The following is a 21,190-nucleotide window of genomic DNA, read 5'->3' as shown; positions in this document are numbered from 1 at the left end:
CCCAACTTCATTTCAACAAATGGACGAATGGCTTCGTAGAAGGCTAAGAATGTGCCTTTGGAAGCAATGGAAGAAACCCAAGACAAAAATTAAAAGGCTTATTTCTTTAGGAATTCCTAAAGAAAAAGCCTATGAATGGGGCAATACTCGTAAGAAATACTGGCGCATTGCTTGTAGCCCGATCCTCCATAGGACTCTTGATCTCGCCTATTGGCGAGGTCTCGGACTAAAGAGTATAAAGGCAAGATATGACTGGATTCGTCAGACTTAAGTGAACCGCCTAGTGCGGAACCGCATGCTAGGTGGTGTGAGAGGTCGGGGGTTAATCACCCCCTCCTACTCGATTGATTTAACGATATACAATTACATATGAGATTTGATCATTCCAACCATTTCCTACATAGGAGATGTCTAGTCCTGGACCAAATGTTTTACAAGGCTCCCCGCCATTTTTATGGTAACAGACCTTCGTTCCAGAGCTTTTACGCGCAGTTTTGATGGATGAAATTTCATCATTGTATTTACTGTTATTGAAATTGGTAGAGTAGCCAACAGGAGTTGTATAGCTCCATCCTTTAAAGGAGTTGTGTTGATAAGACTCAGTTGCATAGTCGGAAGCGAGTATACCTACTACTTTCTTAGATGCGATAGCCCATTTTGCTGTAAACTGTTGCTCTGCTACTTCATAACTTTGTCTGTCGGCATACGTATACATTTGTCCATCCGTATCCACAATTTGATATGGTCCTACACTTGTATCCGCCGTTAGATTTACAATGAGTCGATCTTGCTTGCTTGAGGATGCATCAGCTGTGGAAAGTCCAAATGTCATCGTAAAAAGTAAGGCTCCAATCATACTGTATAACCATGTCTTTTTCATAAATCAGACCATCTCCCTATCCGTTTTCATTTGTGTTTTTAGAAACACAATATACTATATATTTTGTTAAAAAATGTTTTAGACCCGTAAAAAATAAAAAATCATTTGTTTGTTGATAAATCATGTATTCTGTAGTTAATTGATTTTTTTAGGCGGAGGAAATATGAGAAAAAGAAATGTGTTAATAGGTGCAATTAGTCTAGCTTGTTTGTTATTAATCTACCTACCAATCTATCAGCTTACTCATACATATCAAACTCTTCAGCAGATCCATAAACCAGCATCATCTGTAAAAGAAACGTTCAGAATTGCTTTAATCTCTCCGGCTATACGTGATTTGTACTTTAAAGAGGTGGAGTCGGGAGTCCAAGAAGTAGCAAAAAAGCAAGGAATCATGGTGGAGGTGCATGGAGGATATAAAGGAAATGCGTTAGAGATGGCACGAGATATACAGAAGGTTACTTCAGCTAAAGTAGATGGCATTATTACGGTGGGTATGGACGATCCTACTTTTATACAGGCGGTTAACCAAGCAACAGAGGGCGGAATTCCAGTTATTTTAATTGGCACAGATGTACCGAGCTCACTTCGTAAGATGTATGTGGGATCGGATCATGTAGCGGCGGGGAGGATTCTCGGTGAAAAAGTGCGGGTTGATTTAGAAAAAAAATCGAGTCCAACTGTTGGTATTATTGGCCAGTCGACTGATCAGATGGTGGCAATGCTAAGGATAAGAGGTGTGGAGCAAAGTTTAGCAAGCCAGAAAAGTATGCAAGTTGTAAAACAAATTTATGACTCTTCTGAGAAAAATGGGACGATGCAAACGATGAGTCAGATCCATGAATTATTAAATCGAACTTCCAATCTCGATGCGATTGTCGTGTCGAAGGGAGAGGAGTTAGAAGCGGTCATTCGTGTGATCAAGCAGCGTGTGGGATTAGGCAAGATTCAGATATATACGTTTCAAGATGTTGCGCAATTAACGGATGTATTTGCACAAGGGCAAGTACAGGCTGTGGTAGTAGATAATCCTCGAAAGATGGGCGAAGAAAGCATAATGCACCTTCTTTCTTGGATTCGAGGAGAGCAATTACCATTACCAAGCCATATTTATACAGATTCGACTTTAGAAACATCAACAGGGAGTCGGTTCCGTAATGAAGAGCATTAAGGGAAAAATTTTATTATCAGCTAGCTGTTTGTTACTTGTTTTCGGTTTATTCTGGTTGATGTTTCAGTACTTTCATCAGCTATTTTTACAACAGTATAATCAGGTGTTAGAACGATATCTGATCTTCCAACAAGTTTCTGTTCAATCTGAGCAGTTGCTAATTCGAACGAATGATCTTCTTCATGAGACATCGGAGCAGTCGAAGGAGCATTATATATTGGCTCGAAACTTACTAAGGCAAGCTCAAAGTAAAGTCAAACTTCTGCAAAATGATGAGAATACAGCAGGTGTGAGTGATTATACTCATCTGATTGATAGTTTTATAGAAAGTACTGATTTGTCCATCCAAGCGTATCAACAGGAACGGTCTGATGATGCTACCCAATTTTATCGAAAAGCGGAGCAAGAGAGGTCCTTTATCACAGAGACAACTCTTTCATTGGTAGATCATGAGCTTACGATTCATGAACGACTGTATGCGCAAATGATCCAATCATCAAAGGAATTGCAAATAGTAGGATGGGAAGGATTTCTGAGCATCATGGCTATATTGATCGGCTGTGCCTATTGGTTTTCAAGAGGCATCACCCGTTCTATCGCCTTGTTAACAAAGGGTGCTAGGTTCATTTCTGCGGGTGTTTATGATCAGCCAATTAAAGTGGAGTCCAATGATGAAACGGCCTTTCTCGCGCAAACCTTCGATCAGATGCGAGTGAGTGTGAAAAGATCGTTTGAGGAATTAGAGGCGAAAGGGAAGTTAGAGCAAGAGGTCAAGGAGTATCAATACTTACTAAAAGAGATGGAATGGCGGAATTTACAAAATCAGATGAAGCCCCATTTTTTATTTAATACGTTAAATACACTGGCAAAAAAAGCATACCTAGAAGGATCGGTTGAGACAAGTGATCTTATTACAACCGTTGCAGAGTTGATGCGTTACCAATTAGCAAAAGCAGATGTAGAAGTAACGTTAGCAGAAGAAATTGAGATGATCCGTAATTATATGACGATCCTACAAGCACGATTTACGGATCGCTTAAAAGGCGAAGAGAAGATAGATCCTGCATGTTTACATGTGCCAGTACCTAGTTTTCTCTTACAACCCTTGGTGGAAAATGCATTCATTCATGGAATTGAATCAAGGGAAGAAGGGGGAAGGATTTCGATTGGGGTACGGGCTGCAGAGCATGGTGTGCAGTTGGAAGTGGCGGATGATGGAGTAGGAATGTCGCAAGATCAGGTACGACAAATTATGAAAGGAATGTACACTGCACAGGGGCAAACAGGAAGTGTAGGCTTGTCTAATGTGATTCGAAGGCTTAGCTTGTACTATCACAGAGAGGATCTCTTGCAAATACAGAGTGAGGTAGGGAAGGGTACATCGATTACGATTCTCATACCTGCTACGCTAGGAGAGAGAGGGAAACTGGATGATTCGGATTTTGATCGTAGATGATGAAGAGATTGAACGGGTAGCGTTGGAGAAAATATTGACCACTCATCTAGATCAAGTGGAAGTAGTTGCGACAGTTGGAAATGGTCGTGAAGCGATTGAGAAGACAGGAGAGCTAAAGCCGGATTTATTGCTGATGGATATCCAGATGCCAGGGTTTAATGGTTTGGAAGCGATTGAGAGAATTCGAGAAAAGTTTTCTACGATTAAAGTAGTGATCGTATCGTCGTATGATACGTTCACCTTTGCCCAGCAGGCGATTCGTCTAGGAGTAAAAGATTATTTGCTGAAGCCGAGTAAGGTACAAGCGATTGTAGAGACGATTCGGAAGCTATGCGATGAGATCGTTCAAGAGCGATCTCATCGCATAGCATCAAAGGAGGAGACTGATCATCGAATCCAAAAAGTTTTACCCATTCTTGAATCGGAGTATGTCTCACGATTGCTCTTTGATCAAGTGCCGGCGATCGATTTGGAAGAGATGTCGAATTTTATGGGGATAGCGGTTCAACCTCCTGCTTCGGTTATCGTGGTGAGTATACAGTGGAGAGAAGACTGGGGTCAGCAGGATCGATCTCTTAAGGATTTTATGTGTGAAATGCAAGCAGAACTTCGTGGTCGTGATGACATGATGGTGGGGAGTGTTTCAGGCCATATCCTACCCCTGTTATGTTTCCACAGAAAGGGAGAAGAGCGGCGCCTGATAGGTAAGATGATGGAACAAATTCGTCGACTCGACTGTCGTGATACTAAGCTTCATATAGGGTTGGGGGTTGGGCGTGCGAAGGCCGTTCTTGACGACTTGCGTTTCTCATATCAAGAGGCATTAATAGCTTGTTCGGATCTAGGAATGGGGCAAGGATACCGCATTCGGTTCTATGATGATCTGTCTCAAGAACAAGGTAAAGATCATAAACGATTACGGGTTGAACGAAAATTAATTGAAGCGATACGTAATGAAAGATGGCAGGATACAAAGGAGATCATCTTTGGTTTTTTATCTGTGAGCGAACAGAGACAAACTACTTTGGAAGAAGCAAAACAACGCTTATATGGCCATTTTCTTCTATTAATTCATTTGCTAGATGAAATGGGTGTAAAAGAAGTACCTGCTACTATTCTTTTGCGTGGGCAGTCCTATATGGAATTATGGCAAGAAGCAAGAGTGAAGATAGAGGAGCTAGATGTTGCATACCAACGGTTTCAACAAAATGCTCAATTTGATGCTTTTGACCAAGTAAAGAAATATATAGAGGAACATTTTATGGAAGATCTTTCCCTGGAGCAGTTAGCGAAGTTTGTTCAGTTGAGTCCGTTTTATTTGAGTAAGTGTTTTAAAGAGGTATTTGGAATTAGTTATGTGGACTATATGACCCAATGCCGCATTTCCCGTGCAAAAGAATATATCCGCCAAGGCGGCCTTAGCTTTAAGGAGATTGCTTATGAAGTAGGCTATCACGATCCGAATTATTTTAGCCGGGTATTTAAGAAAACATGTGGACTCTCTCCTTCACAATATCGAGACAAAATGAAAACAATTTAAATAAAAATGCTACTAATAACAAAAAAGTGAAGAATGTTTCGTGATGTAAACGCTTTCTATCGTGATACAGTCAAATTATGAAGTTAAAGGAGGAAAGATCTAGATGTTTAAAAAAATCCAAGCATTATGCTTATTAAGTGCATTTGCTCTTTCTGTTACAGCATGTAGTACGGGAGCACCAGCCGCTGATCAAGGTGGCAAGTTGAAAAAAGATGATGGAAAGACTGTGATTGGTTTTTCATTAGATACATTGGAAGAAGAGCGCTGGAAAAAAGACCGAGATATTTTTGTATCCAAGGCGAAGGGATTAGGAGCCGAAGTAAAGGTACAAGCGGCAAATGGTGATGATGCGAAGCAGATTTCTCAAGCTGAGAACCTAATTAGCCAAGGGGTAGACGTGCTTGTGGTTGTTCCACATAATGCGGAAGTAGCCGCGGCAATCGTGGAAAAAGCCCATAAAGAGGGCGTAAAAGTACTCTCATATGATCGTCTAATCAAAAACTCTGATGTGGACTTGTATCTTTCCTTTGATAACGAACGTGTTGGAGAAATGCAGGCAAGAGCGATTGTGGAGAAGGCTCCTAAAGGAAATTACGCTTTAATCGAAGGTGCAGATACGGATAATAACGCCCACCTATTCAAAAAAGGGCAAATGAAAGTCTTACAGCCATTGGTTGATAAAGGTGATATCAAGATTGTCTATGATCAATGGACGAAAGAATGGGACCCAGCAAATGCGCTTTCTAATATGGAAAATGCTTTGACAGCTAATCAGAATAAAATTGATGCAGTCGTAGCGGCTAACGATGGCACTGCCGGTGGAGCAATTCAAGCACTATCTGCGCAAAAATTGGCAAGTAAGGTTCCTGTATCGGGTCAAGATGCAGAGTTGGCCGGGATTAAACGGATCGTAGAAGGGACACAAACGATGACTGTTTATAAGCCAATCAAGTTGATTGCTGAAAAAGCAGCAGAGTTAGCTGTTTCATTGGCAAAAGGTGAGAAGGTAGCAACAGATAAAACCGTGAACAATGGTAAGAAAGATATTCCTTCTATTTTGCTAGATCCAATTGTAGTGACGAAGGAAAATATTGATGCAACGGTTGTGGCGGATGGGTTCCATAAGAAAGAAGATATTTCTAAGAAGTAATGTTATGTGGATACATAACCTGGAATTTGGAATCTAGAGTTTAAGATGGTATCTGGTGAATGTATAAAAATGATGTATTTCATGAATGTGTGGAGCAGAGATGTTCCACATTTTCTATCGAGGGGGGAGGAAATAAGATGACGATCGCCTTAGAGATGAAACAGATTACGAAGGAGTTTCCAGGAGTAAAGGCACTGGATTTTGTGACATTTCAAGTGAGAAAAGGCGAAATTCATGCACTTTGTGGGGAAAATGGCGCTGGGAAATCGACTTTGATGAAGGTGCTCAGTGGTGTATACCCACATGGTTCGTATAAGGGTTCTATTGAGATTGAGGGTATAGAGCAAACGTTTCGTTCGATTAAAGATGCTGAAAAAGCGGGAGTGGCAATTATTTATCAAGAACTGGCATTAGTGAAAGAGATGTCTGTGACAGAGAATTTATTTCTAGGTAAAGAGCATACGAAGTTCGGTGTCATTGATGTTCATCGCCAACATCAAGAGACGGCTTATTGGTTGGAGCAAGTAGGATTGTCCAGTATTCATCCCGAAACGGTAACGGGGACGTTGGGAATTGGTCAACAACAGCTTGTGGAGATTGCGAAAGCGCTCTCGAAAAATGCGAAAATCTTGATTTTAGATGAACCAACAGCGGCATTAACGGAAAAAGAAGTTGGGATTTTACTTGATATCCTGGGGAAGTTTCGGGAACGTGGAGTCTCTTGTATCTACATCTCTCACAAGCTAAACGAAGTCTTCTCCATTTCGGATTCAGTTACGATTTTGCGAGATGGGAAAACGATTGCGACGAAATCGATTGATGAGGTAAATGAGGATCAAGTGATTTCTCTCATGGTAGGTCGAGAGTTAAAAGACCGTTTTCCTCGTGAAGAGTCGACTTCTGGTGATGTAGTGCTAGAGCTTGCGAACTACAACGTAACGGACCGAAAAGATCCGAACAAGAAGATCATTCGCGATGTTTCCTTCCAATTACGAAAAGGTGAGATTGTAGGAATCGCTGGATTAATGGGCTCTGGACGTACGGAGCTAGCGATGAGCTTATTTGGAGCATTGAACGGTCATTTGTCAGGTACCGTGAAAATAGAGGGTAAACCCGTTACGATCAAACAACCAGAACACGCTATTTCCCACGGGATTGCGTTAGTAACGGAAGATCGTAAACGGACAGGCCTCGTATTGGAAAGAAGTATTCAAGATAATATTACGCTTCCAAGCCTTGAGCAGGTATCGAGTTGGACCGGGATCGATGCTAGTAAAGAAGTCTCTCACGCGATGTCCTATTTTCAAAAGCTAGGAGTGAAGGCGCCTTCTCTGGAGACTGTGGTGGGTACATTAAGTGGCGGGAATCAACAAAAAGTTGTGTTGGGTAAGTGGATGATGACGAGGCCAAAAGTGCTCATTTTAGACGAACCAACCCGTGGAGTGGATGTTGGGGCGAAGTATGAAATCTATCAAATTATGAATGAGCTGGTACGCGAGGGAGTTTCGATTCTGATGATCTCCTCCGAGTTGCCAGAAGTGTTAGGGATGAGTCATCGCATTTTCGTTATGGCAGATGGCTCGATTACCGCTGAATGGAAAGCAGAAGAGGCAACTCAAGAGCGAATTATGACTGCGGCGACAGGAGGGGACCAGATATGACAACAAAAACAGGTTCAGCTAAATTTAATAAAAATTTGTTTCGCTTAGATGTGCGTGCCTATTCTATGATCATAGCCATTATCGCGATTTGGACTTTTTTTTCTTTTATGGATGATAGCTTCTTGACAGCTCGTAACTTTTCCAATCTATTTGTTCAGATGTCGGTTACCTCCATTCTAGCAATTGGAATGGTGCTTGTACTAGTAGCAGGACAAGTTGACTTATCTGTTGGTTCTCTGGTGGGATTAACAGGTGGAATTGCGGGAATCCTGCACGTTTGGTACGGCTGGGACACGGTTCCCGTCGTGATTGTGACGATTTTACTCGGGGCAATGATTGGTCTTATCCAAGGTTGGTGGGTGGCATATCGGGCTGTCCCGGCGTTTATCGTCACGTTAGGCGGGATGATGATCTTTCGTGGTGCGCTTCAAGGGATTACGAAGAGTGAAACCATTGCCCCTTTAAAAGAGAGTTTTAAAGCGCTCGGACAAGGATTTATTCTTCCATTTATGGGATACATCGTTGCTGGAGTGGCGATTGTGTTAACAGGGATTTTCTTACTTCGTCAACGTCAATCTAGAGTGAAGTTTGGCTTTTCCGTCGCTCCAGTGTGGATGACCGGACTAATTTGGCTCGGAATCAGCGCCTTAATTTTCGTCGTCGTTTCGGTGATGAATGCATATCAAGGAATACCGATTCCTTTTATGGTGGTCGTATTCTTAGCGATTGTATTTACCTTTATCGCAAAGAAAACCGTATTTGGTCGTCAAGTATACGCGATCGGTGGGAACTCAGAAGCGGCTGTCTTATCGGGTATTAATGTGAAGCGAAAAATCATGCTGATTTTCGTATTATGTAACACACTTGCTGCAGTAGCGGGCTTGATTCTAACCGCACGGGTGAATGCCGCCACCGTGGGTGCTGGTACCATGTATGAACTGGATGCCATCGCTGCATGTGTCATTGGCGGAACCAGCCTTATGGGCGGAGTGGGCACGATCCCCGGAGCGATGATCGGGGCTCTTGTTATGGCGAGTCTTGACAATGGGATGAGTATCTTGAATATCGATTCGTTCTGGCAATTGATTGTGAAGGGTTCGATTTTGGTGTTTGCGGTGTGGTTTGATATTTATAGTAGAAGTAAGGCGAAGAATAGTTAATCTATTAATAGGTGAAGCCCACATTCTGATAGGATGTGGGCTTATACTATAGATAAATGTATGTGATTGATTAGAAGGTAAATGAGGGTAGGGCTACGGATTGGCGAGTTAATGGAAATAGCTCGGGGCAATGTATCTGTTCACAGCTCAAATAATGAGCCTGCGAAGATGTAGAAATGTCCGCTTCGTCCTTCTGCACTTCGGGCAAGTGGCAAAAACTCGCAAGCGCTCAAACATTTGCCACAAAAACGCCCTAGCTTCGAACGCCTACGCTAAGTAGGCTCACTAACATCGCTGAGAACAGACACATATGCCCCTATTCCTTTTCTCATTTACTTGTTTATTATAATTTGAACCCCATTCTAGATAAGAATGTGGGTCTTTCTATTCGTTACTTGATGTCTATTTGCTTCCACTCGGATACTTTTAATTTTTGCAGTTGTTTCTGTTCCTTTGCTTTATCAAATTCAATCTTAGGGAACTCTTCTAACTCGATATCACCTGAATAGATCCATTTATCCCCTCGTTGTTCTACATAAACTCCTTTTATTAATGTTTCTTCCGTCATTTTAGTAGAAAAATAGGTATAAACAGCACGTTTATTTTTATCTGATGTGGGTTTAGAGCCTACCCAGACAGTTCCTGTCGGTTTAAGGAATGGCTTAATATGAGCGATTCCTTCTTTTGATTTATTTCTTCCGGTTAGTTGAGATAAGCGAACTGTATCACGTTTAGAATTAGTGTGTACCTCAATTACATAATCCAAGCCTGTTTTTTCAGCAGTATCTAAGTCGTTTCCGCAGGCAACTAAGGGTAGGAGCAAGGGAATGACGAGGCTTAGTTTTAAAATTCGTGACATATGTCTCCTCCTAAATTGATATAAAAAAATAAATTAAATAAAAAATTTTAAAAAACTATTGATTTAAACATAATATAAACTAGTATATTACATGTAAGTATAGATAGTATAGATTGATTTATCTAATTTACAAATATTTATAAGAGAGGGAGACAACATGAATATTTTTTATGAGGAAAAGTATATTTCCTTACGCCGTTGGTTGTTCCTTACAGTTGTGATGGCATTGATGGTTACGATGTGGCCGATTGGTCCAAGTTCGGCAGAAGCCAACTCACAAAACTCTAAGGTGATAGAACCAAAAGAGCTAGTAAAAGATCGTACAGATGATTCGAAAGTAATGGATAATGGAAATGGTACATTTACTAAGGAAATCTATTTTGAACCGATTCATAATAAAGTTGGATCAAAATGGGAAGAGATTTCCACTGATATTATTCAATCAGGGTCTGTACTAAAACCAAAAAACACTTTCATTGATGTCAAGTTTGATCCGAATATGAAAGGTGGTAAATACGCTACCGTTCAATCGGGTCAAGATTCTCTGGAATACACTTTTCTAGGTGCACAGGGAGACCCATCAGATAAAAACAAGGATGAGGTGAAGAAAAATCATGCACCTGCTGAAGCAGAGAAGAAGGAAGGACAGGGTGCTGAAGGAAAAGAGACACGAGCTGGACCGAAAGAAGTAGAGGCAAAGGTAGAGAAAAACAAAGTTACCTATCCCCACGTACTTCCCTCCGTTCACTTACGAAATGAAGTCTTTAACTCCAAAGTCAAAGAGGATATCGTATTAGATCGATATTCTGGACTTCACACTTTCAAATTTCAAATTAACTCCAATTTAAATAGTAAGAAAAGTGAAGATGGTAAGATTCTCTTTACCAACAAGGAAGGCAAAGAGGTATTTGTACTAAGCAAGCCCTATATGTATGATTCCAATGTTGATCCACAATCAGACGAGCCTGCACAGTCGGATAAAGTCGAGTATGTGATTAATAAAGTGGACGGAAAGACAATTCTTTCGATTCAAGCAGATGATGCGTGGTTAAAAGATTCAGCACGTAAATACCCTGTTTATATCGATCCGTCTACGAATATAGATACTGCTGGCGATACGTATGTGACGAATCGATATCCAACTACTAATTATGGGTCCGATAAAGAGCTTAAAGTAGGGTACTATGACGACAATACAGGAACCAACTATGCGTATCTCAAGCAAGATGTGAATAATTTAAAGGGTATGGTTATTGATTCTGCTAGTTTAAATGTGCATGTTGCCCATGCTTACTACAATGCTCCGAAAGCGAATGGGCTATGGTTGGATGCAGTAAGTGGGGATTGGTCAGAGTCTGGACTTACCTGGAAGGTTCAAGAAAGCAAAGAAATTACATCTCGAAATATTGGGATGCAAAAAGTAGCTAGAGGACAAAAAGTTTCATTTGATGTGAAAAGTACAGTACAAGAGTGGGCAACTGGAATTGCAGCTAACCATGGGTTCAAATTTCACATCAATGGAAATGGAAAAGAATTTTGGAAGAAGATTTCCTCTTCAGAAAGTGCCAATAAACCATATCTATCTGTTACGTACCACCCTCGAAAGATTAAGACTCCAACTGGAGTTGCCTATTCGAACTGGGTAGGAAGCGATAACGGATTTGTAGATCTTAGATGGGAACCTATACCAAATGCAACAAAATACTTTGTATGGATTTTCAATGGAAAAGATTATCAGAAGTATGATGTGGGTAATTCCACCTATTGGTCCACTCATAACAAAGGGATCTGGCCGACTGAGAGTGAAATCAAAGAAGGCCGCTATGAATTGCATACAGATGGTAAAGGAACTGAGTTGGCTCTCGACCCTTCACCAGTCTACAAAAATTCAGGTGGTACCTACCAAGATAAGAAGAATTATTGGTTCCGAATTAGTGCGGTAGTTGAGAACTCTGAGACACCTGAGTCTGAACCATTTATGCCAACGATTTCACCAAGGGCAGATGACTTAGGAACCGAAGAGTATTGGACTTTTGGAGAAATTCCGGGTGGCGATGTAAATGCGGTAACAGGGAATATGATTCTAAGTGAGACGGACTTGGAGTTAAGTGGCCGCGAACCAGCGATGTCCATTGACCGAACTTACAACAGCCGATCCAAAGAAGCAGGTCCATTTGGTAAGGGTTGGACATTCAACTATGCGACTCGCCTTGAAGAGGATAAGAAGGGGAATGTCCTCCAGCATGATATGGATGGTGGTATCCATTACTATCAGAAGAAATCCGATGGTGTTTATACAAGCCCACTTGGTGTCCATCTCACGCTTAAGGGTACTAAAGAAGCTGGTTGGACATTAACAGATAAAGATCAGACAATCTACCATTTTAATTCAGCGGGTCAGTTGATTGAGATCGAGGATGCAAATAAAAATAAGCTTATTCTCACCTACAATGATCAGAAGCAGCTAACTACTATCACCGATCCGAGTAAGAGAACCTTTAGTCTGACTTACACGAAAGATCGGATTACCAAGATTACAGGGCCTGACAATCGCGCATGGACCTATAAGTATAACTATGAAACAGATCGTCTCATTGAGATAACAGATGAGACCAATACCACGACAAAATATGGATATTATACAAAAGGTGATCAATTAGGATCTATTATTGAGGCAGATGGTCGTGAGACATGGTATGAATACAGCGATCAAAATCAATTGGTTGAAGTGATCGATCCAGAGGATACCCTCACTACTATCAAATATGTGTCTGATGAGAAAAAGACAACTGTCATGAATGCAGATGGCAATGTCACCGATCACTATTACAATGATTCAGGCAATCCCGTCAAAGAAGTCGAAGATCCTAAAGGGCTTAACCGGGTTACAACGTATACCTTTGATCATAATAACCTAATCAAAAAATGTGATCCTGAAGCTAGTAAAAATGGCTGTACAAAGCCGACGGAATCCTACCAATATGATTCCAACGGCAATATGACTAAAGCGGAAGATGCAACGGGATCCGAAACATTTAAATACAATCAAAATAATGATTTGGTTGAATACAAAGATGCCGATGGAAATTCGTATAAATATGTACACGACGAAAAGGGCAATGAAATATCTGAGATTGACCCAGACAAGGTAAGCTCAGCCCAAACGGTTGATGAAAAAGGAAATATCATTGCCGCAACTGATGCAATGGGTGTCGGGGAAAATTTGATTATAAACCCTGACCTAGAACGAACCACGTCAGATATGGCATCAGATTGGAAAGTAGAAAAAGTGCGTGCTGATGGTTCTGCAACTGTTGATTCAACAGTCAAATATAGCGGAAATCAGTCCATCAAGGTAACGACAAAGGCAGTAAACGCGGATCTAGGGTATGTAGGAGCAATTCAAGATCTCTATGTGGCACCTAATACGACCTACACTATAAGTGCTATGATTAAATCCCAAGACTTAAAGGAAGCCGGAGCTTTTCTTAATGTCCAGCAAAGTAAATCGACTGGAGACGTGGTAACTTGGGTTGATAATCGCTATAGCCAAGTAAGTGGAACCCAAGGTTGGACTCGTCGACAACTTACTTTTAAAACAGGTGCAGATTCAGAAAAGATTCGCATCTATCTCGAAGTAGATCATCGGAATCCTAAAGGTTCTGGCACGGCTTGGTTCGATCAAGTACAGCTAGAAGAAGGCGACGTATCCACTGACTACAACCCGATAGAAAATAGTAGCTTTGAGGAAGGAAAGGGATTTTGGAACGAGGCTGTAGGCTCAGGGACGATTGATAATACACAGTCCTTTGATGGCAGTCAATCCATTAAAATGACCCGTGGTGATACAACTGCTGGAGCAGTTCAATATCTACAGACGATTTCTCTCAACCAAAGCACTGCTAAACACATTACGGTAACAGGCCTCAGTAAAGCGATGGGCGTGGTAAACAATATTGACAAAGCACCTAATAAGGATTATTCGCTTTACATTGATGCGGTACAAGATGAAGGAGACGGAAAGACCAGTCTAAAAACTGATCAAGCAAAGTTCGCATTAGGAACTCATGATTGGCAACGTAGCGCCGTAACGATCAAACCAGACAAGCCTTTAAAAGCAGTGCATGTTTATGTCTTATTCCGTGGGAATAACACAGGTACAGCTTGGTTTGATAACATCCGTCTCAAAGAAGGAAGCACGATTGAGAAGTATGCCTATGATGCATCAGGCAACTATGTTACTCAAGTCACAGACCCAGTAGGAAATTCGAGTTCCGTTCAACATGATGAATATGGGAATGAAAAATCCATTACGGATGCGAAAAAGAATAAAACGGACTATACCTATGATGATTCAAACCAACTCAAAACCATCACACTACCTGGAGATAAATTAAAAGTTCACTTCACCCACGATGAGAACGGAAACGTGGTAGAGAAGAAAGCTACTAGTGCTGATGGAAAGACTGTTCACAATCAAGTTCGTTATACCTATAAAGACGACCAATTGGTTGCGTATACAGATGAGCTTGGTAATACAACCGAATATGAACACGATGGTGAAGGTGATGTTACCACCATCACACAACCAAATGGCAAGAAGGTTGAAACCATCGCTTCCGAAGATGGTAGCTATGTGGGAACGCACTACGATGGAACAGAGCGCTATCGAACGTATTATGATACCAATGGAAACGAAACAAAAATCGAGAACTTAAAACTTAAACAAGCGAAACAACTTCAGTTTGATGCTGCTGAACGTTTAACAGAAATAAAACAAGGCGAAGGAACACAGTCTTGGACCTATAACACCAATGATGAACTAACCAGCTCTAAGTTCACTCATGGTAAAGATCAAGCAACGGTCAACTATACCTACAATGAGTCAGAGCAAAACACAGAGGTAAAGGACGACACAGATAAAACATATCGTTTTGACTATGATGAAAAAGGAAATGTCCGTACAGCTGTCTATGCCAATAAAGTCGGTACGTACGCAACCTACGATGATAACAATCGAGTAACCGAAGTATCCGTTGGTAAGGGTGACGGCACTCCACTTGCTAAGTACTCATACGAATACGATGGCAATGGCAATGCCACGAAAATCAAAGACTTGGTCCAGAACAAGGAGCTTAAGTTTACCTATGATGAATGGGATCAACTTACTTCTGAAACCGATCCAGTCACGAATCATATAATCTCCTACACCTATGATTCACTTGGAAATCGGACGAAAAAAGAAGTAAAAGATACGGATGGCAAAGTCATCTCTATCACTCCGTATACTTACAATAAAGGAAATCAGCTAGTCAAAGTAGGAGATTCAGCCTATAGCTATGATAAAAATGGCAACCGTTTGGAAGATGGCAAGTTTCACTACACATGGGATGCAGGTGACAACTTAACCGAGATTAAAGAGAAGTCGTCAGATAAAGTGATAGCAACCTATGAGTACGATGAAGACGACCGCCGAATTCGCTCTACTGTAAATGGCAAAGTGACAAACTTTTTCTATGATGGAGAAAGTATCAATATTCTTTATGAAACCGATGGAAATAACCAGCTAACTCGCCATTATACCTATGGTGAAGGCGGACAACGGCTTAGTATGACTAAAGCCACTGGCGAAACCTATTACTATCACTATAATGATCATGGTGATGTTGTTTCCATCACAGACGATAAGCAGAACGAGGTGGCGAATTACATCTATGATGCCTGGGGCAACATTGTAGAGAAAAAGGGTGAGCTTGCAGACGAGAACCCATATCGTTATGCAGGATATCGTTATGATAACGAGACAGGACTCTACTATCTCATAGCAAGATACTATCAACCAGAAGAAGGTGTCTTCTTGTCAGTTGATCCAGATCCAGGCGATGAAGACGATCCACAAACACAAAATGTATATGTGTATGTTACCAATAATCCGTTGAAGTTTATTGATCCAGATGGGCATATGGGCGGACTTGGAAGACTTCTTGGTCGGACTGGTGGGAAAGGTGGTAATAAAGGAACTGGTGGCAAAGGAACTGGTAGTAAGAATGGTAATAACAAATCAACAAACTCGAATAAGAAGAAAAAACCTAGTGATAAAGATGTAGCAGCTGGGTTGGCCGGTTTGAGGAGTAAAATAGGTAGTTTAATGGATGATGTGAGTAAGTCAGTCAGGAGTGCCTATTCGAAAATTTCCAAAAAAAGTAAAGGCAAATCTAATAAACCATCCAATAAAAAGAAAGATAAATCTAAAAAACAGAAACAAAGTCGCTACCACAAAGGAAAAAAATCTAAAAAAACCAAGAAACATACTGTCAATCGCAAGTCGTCTAGCAACAAAAGCAAGTATTCTAGCAATCGTTCCAAGGGGAGTAAGAAGCGAGTAGAGTCAGGTGGTAACCGTAAGGTAAAGAAAGGTCAAAAAACGACCGTTAACAAATACAAAATCACCGCCAAAGCTCCGCAAAAAAGCCTTTCAGCACGGAAGCAGGCGATGGAGAAGTATGCTCAGGACCTAAAACGATGCCTCAAGGATGAATTAAACCTTCAGAGCAGAGTGAAACGATCTGTAAACGAGGGTTCGACTTCTGACGATAAGACTTGTAAGATTATAAAGGCTACTTTTGAGAATGTGTTATCCAACGCACTTCCAGAGGATATGGAGTTTCTGAGAGATAAGGTGAAGCCAGGTATGGATGATGATTTGTTTAAGAAACTCACTCAGACGGGTGTCAATGGAAGGTTGGATTTGCCCAATCAGTTTCGTACCAAAGGGAATATAGCGTTTGCCAAAGTGGATTTAGAGGGTCTTAACACATCGGAAGATTTCTTAAGAGCATTTGGTGCGAGTAAGCTAAAGGATACAATATTTACTGGTGCAGATTGGGTTAACGAAAAGCATTTCTCTTCTGTTCAGAGGAATTTCAAGACTTTGTGGGTAGATGGTAATAGTAAGATAGATGGTGATGGGTCATGGGATCGAAGTACTGATTCAGAGGCGATTCTTTTTGAGCATCTCGATAAGAAAATTTCTGAAGCAAAAGCTAAGAATCCAAACCTAGATGTGAAGGGCAAGATGGACCTTTTTACAGAAAGAAAGCCATGTGTAAGTTGCAGTAATGTTCTAACTCAGTTCCTAAAGAAACATAAGGGAATTGAGGTCACTATCTACTCTAATGAAAGTCATTTAGGTTTAACAAGTATGGACGTAATACGCAAAGATGAAATGGAGAAAGAAAAAGAAAGAAGAAAAAAGGGAAACTAGTGTATTAACATCCTGTTATTGCTCCAGATGATAGTATGGTGTTACATCCAAGGCGATCTCGAGTGAGATCGCCCCACTTAAGTAAAAATACAAGAAAAGTGAGAGTAAATTGATGAGATATTATCAATACTTTGTTACGATCCCAGATTCGTATAGAAATCAGTCAATATTATTGGTATTACGAAAGATGGGTTTACCCTTTAACAGAAAGCGCTACAAGGAAGTCCTGTGGAAAGGTGGAGTGTTTACTGCTCGAGATCGGCATGACCCAAATCAATTTTTATTTTATGTTGCTGGTGAAGACTTGCTAGAATCTCTTACAGTCCGAGTTTCAGAAAGTAGAAATGAAGAAATTCGTCAATATTTAGAGTGGTTAGATCAAATGGTGAGAGTACGTTGTGGACAAAGGCTGGTTGATAAGCCGTTACGCGATGAGCTTTCAGGTGGACATAACTCTATTCAACATTGGACAAACAAATTCCAAAGGGATTTCGAGGATTTCTTAGAGTAAGATCTTTCACAGATAATCCTTGAGGGGTATCTGTTAAGTATGATAGAGAGATGCGATGAAATCTCTTCTGGGAAAACATTCCACTAATTGTGAGGAGATGAACGAATGCAATACTATCAATATTCAATTGAGGTTCCATTGGATTATAGTCAACAAGCGGTTAGGCTGGTTCTAAGGGAAATGGGATTACCATTCGATAGAGAACAATTCCATGAAGTTTGGTGGGAGATGGGGATTTATACAACTCGAGATCAGTATGATTTCAATCAGTTTTTGTTTTTTGTGGTTACAGGCGAAATTTCAGATTGTCTAGTTGTTCGAGTTTCTGAAGGCAAACATGAAGAGATTCGTGAATGTCTAGAATGGTTGGACAGGGCGTTAAAAGAGCGTTGTGGAGAAAGTACTGATGATTTGAAGCCCCTGATGGATGAGTTGACAGATGACTTTAACGGTACTGAAAGTGTGAAGTATTGGTTGTCCGAGTTCCAAATTGATTTTGAAGATGCTTTCAGGTAACGATTAGGGCGATCTCTTATGAGGTCGCCACTACATAAAAGAAAAGATAAACGGATGGGATGTTATCAATATTCTCTCATAGTTCCAGAAGAATACAGTCGTATAGTAACAAGGTTGATATTGAGAAAAATGAACATACTATTTGATAGAGTGCGATATCATCAGGTTTGCGAGAGCGCTTTACTTAAAGTTGGTTGGGGAGTATTTGCTGTTCGGGATCAGATTGAATCTAATCAATTCCTATTCTATGTTTTTACTGGGAATTTGTATGATACAGTTACAGTACGAGTTTCAGAAAGTATAAGCGAAGAGATTCGCGAATATATGGAGTGGCTAGATCGATCTATGAAAGAGCATTGAGGGGGAAAATAGATCATCTTCCCCTACTAAATGAATTAGCCGATGAATTTGATGGCATTGATGGTGTCCAATTCTGGTTGGACAAGTTTCAAATTGATTTTGAAGGTGCTTTCAAGTAACGATTAGGGCGATCTCATATGAGGTCGCCCTCTTAAATCATTAACGAACGTGAGGACAAAACTAATGAGATATTATCAATACATGATTACAGTACCTGAAGAGTACCGTAACCATTCCATATGATGATTCTGGAAAATTACTGAAAAAAGTAGAGGCTGTTTATTCGACCTCTCCTGAATAATAAATTTAGCAAATGTTAGTTTAAACCCTTTTCATATTCGAGCAGGGCTTCACGAATCGTATTTGTGAGATGCCAAAAATCGGAGTTGGTAGTGGTTCTTCTTTTTTCTCGTGTGTTTGTACCAAATAGGCTTGCTCGCATACTGGTTGTCATTTCAAATTGAAGCCCTGCTTTCCGGCTTGTTTTATTGATGAGGTTTTGGGGCATATCCCCATCATATAGTTCCTGATTGGTAATATAAGCGTTAAACCCTGCTTGTTTAAGGCGTTTTTCCATTAATATTTTAAGATCTGTGTCTAGTCCACCGATGAGAATCGCCTTGTATCCATTATAGCCACCAGTAGGTTGTGCATCTGTACAACCATGAAACGCAACGCCCACTTTATTTTGCTCAACCAGTCTCAATGCGTCTTTGTCATCATAGTTGGATGCAGTCACATGGAGATTGCCATTTTGTCCAGGCGGATTCATTCCGTTAAAGTTAAAGAAATCATGCTTGGTTTGGTTAGAAAGAGTTCCTTTGTCTGCATTAAAGCCATCAATTTCGCCAGAAGTTGCTAATGCTAATTCGGTTGTTCCCATTTCAATTGATCCCCCGTGTAGAGCGGCGACGAAAATATTACTATCTGCAACTAAAGATGAGCCAGTAGAATATTTTGCTTCTTGCTGTTTCCACTCCCGGGTGTAATGGACCCCTTCTTTATTATCTGCATATAAAGCGGTCATAGAAGGGTAGTAATCACCTTTTGCTTTTGCTGTTGGTAAGACCAAGCTGAACAAAGTAATAGAAAGGATTGCTGTTTTCAAAATTTTATTCATGTTACAATATCCATCCTCATCTGTTATATATTTTTAATGTAGCACGTTTTTGTATATATCAACAATAAGAATTATACTCAACACCTGCTACTGTGAGGAGGATAGTCTGTTTCATAAGGATACCTAATTAACACATCTGCAAATAAAAGCACATCTAATAGTTAGATTTTATTTCATATCCAACTATTAGATGTGCAGTTCACCTAATCTCTTTACTTCATCACATCAATGGCTTGCAACTTATACTCATCGGACCCATTGTTCTGGCATATGAAGATAGCTTTGTAGCCGCCACCTGCTTCATAGATGAGAATCGTTTTTGCCTCGGATTCTTGCGTATGGGTGGGTTCGCCGAGTTTGCTGAGTATGTCTTTGGAAGTAAATTGGATTAAATCGGAGCCATAATAGCTAATGGTTGTGATCTGACCTCCTGTGACTTTGAACTCTGTGGATTTGTTGTTATATGTATAGGTGGTTTCTTTGCTAGAAGAGTTGGGGCTGGCGCTGGGCTTGCCCCATTTTTTTTGGACATCTTCGATGGAAGAGCCGATCCCAAATTCGCCGCTATTAAATCCTTTGCCAGACTCGGCAAGCTTTTTTACGGCAAGAAGGCTGTTGTCATCGAAGGCAGGTACTTCTGCGTTAGGCTGGGATGCATCTTCTTTTTTCTCGGATTGATTAGCCTGTACACTTGCTGTTTTGTCTGAAGAGCATCCAGTTACGGCTAAGGCAGCAGTCAGGATTATGCTATAGGTAAATAGTTTCTTCATTTTGTTCCCCTTAAGATTTGAATTGTTATTTGAATCTTAAATAAATTATAACACTAAGAAGTGGAATGAATCGAGTACTGTGTAAGTTTTTGTTCATTTTGGTTTTGATGCATAGGAAAAACAAAGGTGATTGTGGAAGATTTGATAGTGTATGTTAACTGGATCGTATCTCTATCTTTTACGATATGACTGGTTTCCCCGAGTTTCTCGATAACATCTTGATAGGATATAGAAGACGACCCTTGGTTCCAACGATACAGGATCGAAGAGACCGTATCTTGTTGAAATGTGAAGAAGACCTGATGGTTTTTGAGATCATAACTGTAGTTTTTTTCGGAAGAATCTGCTTGAGGTTTTCCTAGAGCGGATTCGATTTCTTGTTTACTAGCTCCTAGTTTAGCTTGAAAAGGTTCAAGGATTCTACCTTGCTTAGCATTTATGACCAGCTTATCGGTCAACGAGGAAGTAATAGGGTCAGATGAAAATGATGGTGCTGTTTCGTTTTTTATAGGAGGGGATGAGTTTTCCGTTTTTGTGGGAGTACATGCTGTTAGCAGGAACAAGGTACTAACAACACCTATTATTTTGAGTGTGGGTGGGAAAAGTTGCCGATTCATCGTGTCACTCCTTTTGAAGGAATAGATATTAGATGATATAAGCTTACCAAATATACAAATAAAATGGGTGGGTTTTTGAGATTTTGATTCGAATTAAGTTCATTTATGAAAAACAACTTTATAATTTTATATGGCATAATTAGAGAAGGAAATCC

The 21,190-nt window shown here is 40.5% G+C and carries 16 protein-coding genes; 11 read left to right on the top strand and 5 right to left on the bottom strand.

The window, feature by feature from the left end:
- Positions 1–271 (top strand): group II intron maturase-specific domain-containing protein (locus BT147_RS11715; RefSeq protein ID WP_286119162.1); only part of this gene is annotated, 271 nt, incomplete at its 5' end.
- 78 nt (positions 272–349) lie between these two features.
- Here the strand turns inward: BT147_RS11715 and BT147_RS11710 are convergent.
- The gene (locus BT147_RS11710) at positions 350–880 is read right to left on the bottom strand and encodes a hypothetical protein (protein ID WP_072335463.1); all 531 of its coding nucleotides are present in this window, start codon (positions 878–880) and stop codon (positions 350–352) included.
- A gap of 163 nt (positions 881–1,043) precedes the next feature.
- On the opposite strand from BT147_RS11710, the gene BT147_RS11705 reads away from it, so the two are divergent.
- From BT147_RS11705 to BT147_RS11680, 6 genes are all read left to right on the top strand, one after another.
- The gene (locus BT147_RS11705; protein WP_072335460.1) at positions 1,044–2,051 is read left to right on the top strand and encodes a substrate-binding domain-containing protein; all 1,008 of its coding nucleotides are present in this window, start codon (positions 1,044–1,046) and stop codon (positions 2,049–2,051) included.
- Positions 2,038–3,507: a sensor histidine kinase gene (locus BT147_RS11700; protein WP_072335457.1), complete on the top strand. Its 1,470-nt coding sequence runs from the start codon at positions 2,038–2,040 to the stop codon at positions 3,505–3,507. The genes BT147_RS11705 and BT147_RS11700 overlap by 14 nt, the downstream gene beginning before the upstream one ends.
- Entirely contained in the window at positions 3,482–5,047 is a 1,566-nt protein-coding gene (locus BT147_RS11695; protein WP_072335454.1) for a response regulator, read from the top strand. Before BT147_RS11700 ends, BT147_RS11695 begins: the two co-directional genes overlap by 26 nt.
- A 103-nt stretch (positions 5,048–5,150) precedes the next feature.
- Entirely contained in the window at positions 5,151–6,197 is a 1,047-nt protein-coding gene (gene xylF, locus BT147_RS11690) for a D-xylose ABC transporter substrate-binding protein (protein WP_072335451.1), read from the top strand.
- Positions 6,198–6,334: 137 nt separating this feature from the next.
- On the top strand, positions 6,335–7,858 hold the full coding sequence (locus BT147_RS11685; RefSeq protein ID WP_072335448.1) for a xylose ABC transporter ATP-binding protein: 1,524 nt from the start codon (positions 6,335–6,337) through the stop codon (positions 7,856–7,858).
- On the top strand, positions 7,855–9,018 hold the full coding sequence (locus tag BT147_RS11680; protein ID WP_072335445.1) for a sugar ABC transporter permease: 1,164 nt from the start codon (positions 7,855–7,857) through the stop codon (positions 9,016–9,018). Before BT147_RS11685 ends, BT147_RS11680 begins: the two co-directional genes overlap by 4 nt.
- Before the next feature lie 391 nt (positions 9,019–9,409).
- On the opposite strand, the gene BT147_RS11675 is transcribed toward BT147_RS11680, so the two are convergent.
- Positions 9,410–9,877, bottom strand: coding sequence for a hypothetical protein (locus BT147_RS11675; protein ID WP_072335442.1), 468 nt, complete (start codon positions 9,875–9,877; stop codon positions 9,410–9,412).
- Between the two features lie 157 nt (positions 9,878–10,034).
- Between BT147_RS11675 and BT147_RS11670 the strand changes: the two genes are divergently transcribed.
- From BT147_RS11670 to BT147_RS11655, 4 genes are all read left to right on the top strand, one after another.
- Positions 10,035–17,141, top strand: a complete 7,107-nt coding sequence (locus tag BT147_RS11670) for a DNRLRE domain-containing protein (RefSeq protein WP_072335440.1) — start codon at positions 10,035–10,037, stop codon at positions 17,139–17,141.
- A 112-nt stretch (positions 17,142–17,253) separates the two neighbouring features.
- Complete coding sequence (locus BT147_RS11665; protein ID WP_072335438.1) at positions 17,254–17,652, top strand: hypothetical protein; 399 nt, start codon at positions 17,254–17,256, stop codon at positions 17,650–17,652.
- Positions 17,653–17,757: 105 nt separating this feature from the next.
- Positions 17,758–18,168: a hypothetical protein gene (locus BT147_RS11660; protein ID WP_072335436.1), complete on the top strand. Its 411-nt coding sequence runs from the start codon at positions 17,758–17,760 to the stop codon at positions 18,166–18,168.
- Between the two features lie 129 nt (positions 18,169–18,297).
- Positions 18,298–18,528, top strand: a complete 231-nt coding sequence (locus BT147_RS11655; RefSeq protein WP_072335434.1) for a hypothetical protein — start codon at positions 18,298–18,300, stop codon at positions 18,526–18,528.
- Positions 18,529–18,844: 316 nt separating this feature from the next.
- On the opposite strand, the gene BT147_RS11650 is transcribed toward BT147_RS11655, so the two are convergent.
- The 3 genes from BT147_RS11650 to BT147_RS11640 form a co-directional block, all read right to left on the bottom strand.
- Entirely contained in the window at positions 18,845–19,648 is an 804-nt protein-coding gene (locus BT147_RS11650; RefSeq protein ID WP_072335432.1) for a poly-gamma-glutamate hydrolase family protein, read from the bottom strand.
- Between the two features lie 212 nt (positions 19,649–19,860).
- Positions 19,861–20,418 (bottom strand): DUF4309 domain-containing protein, encoded by a 558-nt coding sequence (locus BT147_RS11645; protein WP_072335429.1) that lies wholly within the window; start codon positions 20,416–20,418, stop codon positions 19,861–19,863.
- A 53-nt stretch (positions 20,419–20,471) separates the two neighbouring features.
- Positions 20,472–21,035: a DUF4309 domain-containing protein gene (locus tag BT147_RS11640; RefSeq protein WP_072335426.1), complete on the bottom strand. Its 564-nt coding sequence runs from the start codon at positions 21,033–21,035 to the stop codon at positions 20,472–20,474.
- Between the last annotated feature and the right edge of the window lie 155 nt (positions 21,036–21,190).

The organism is Thermoactinomyces sp. DSM 45891 (assembly GCF_900119485.1).
Taxonomy (GTDB): domain Bacteria; phylum Bacillota; class Bacilli; order Thermoactinomycetales; family Thermoactinomycetaceae; genus Baia.
Note: the sequence above shows the minus strand (reverse complement) of the source record. Positions and strands in the feature narration are given on the sequence as shown.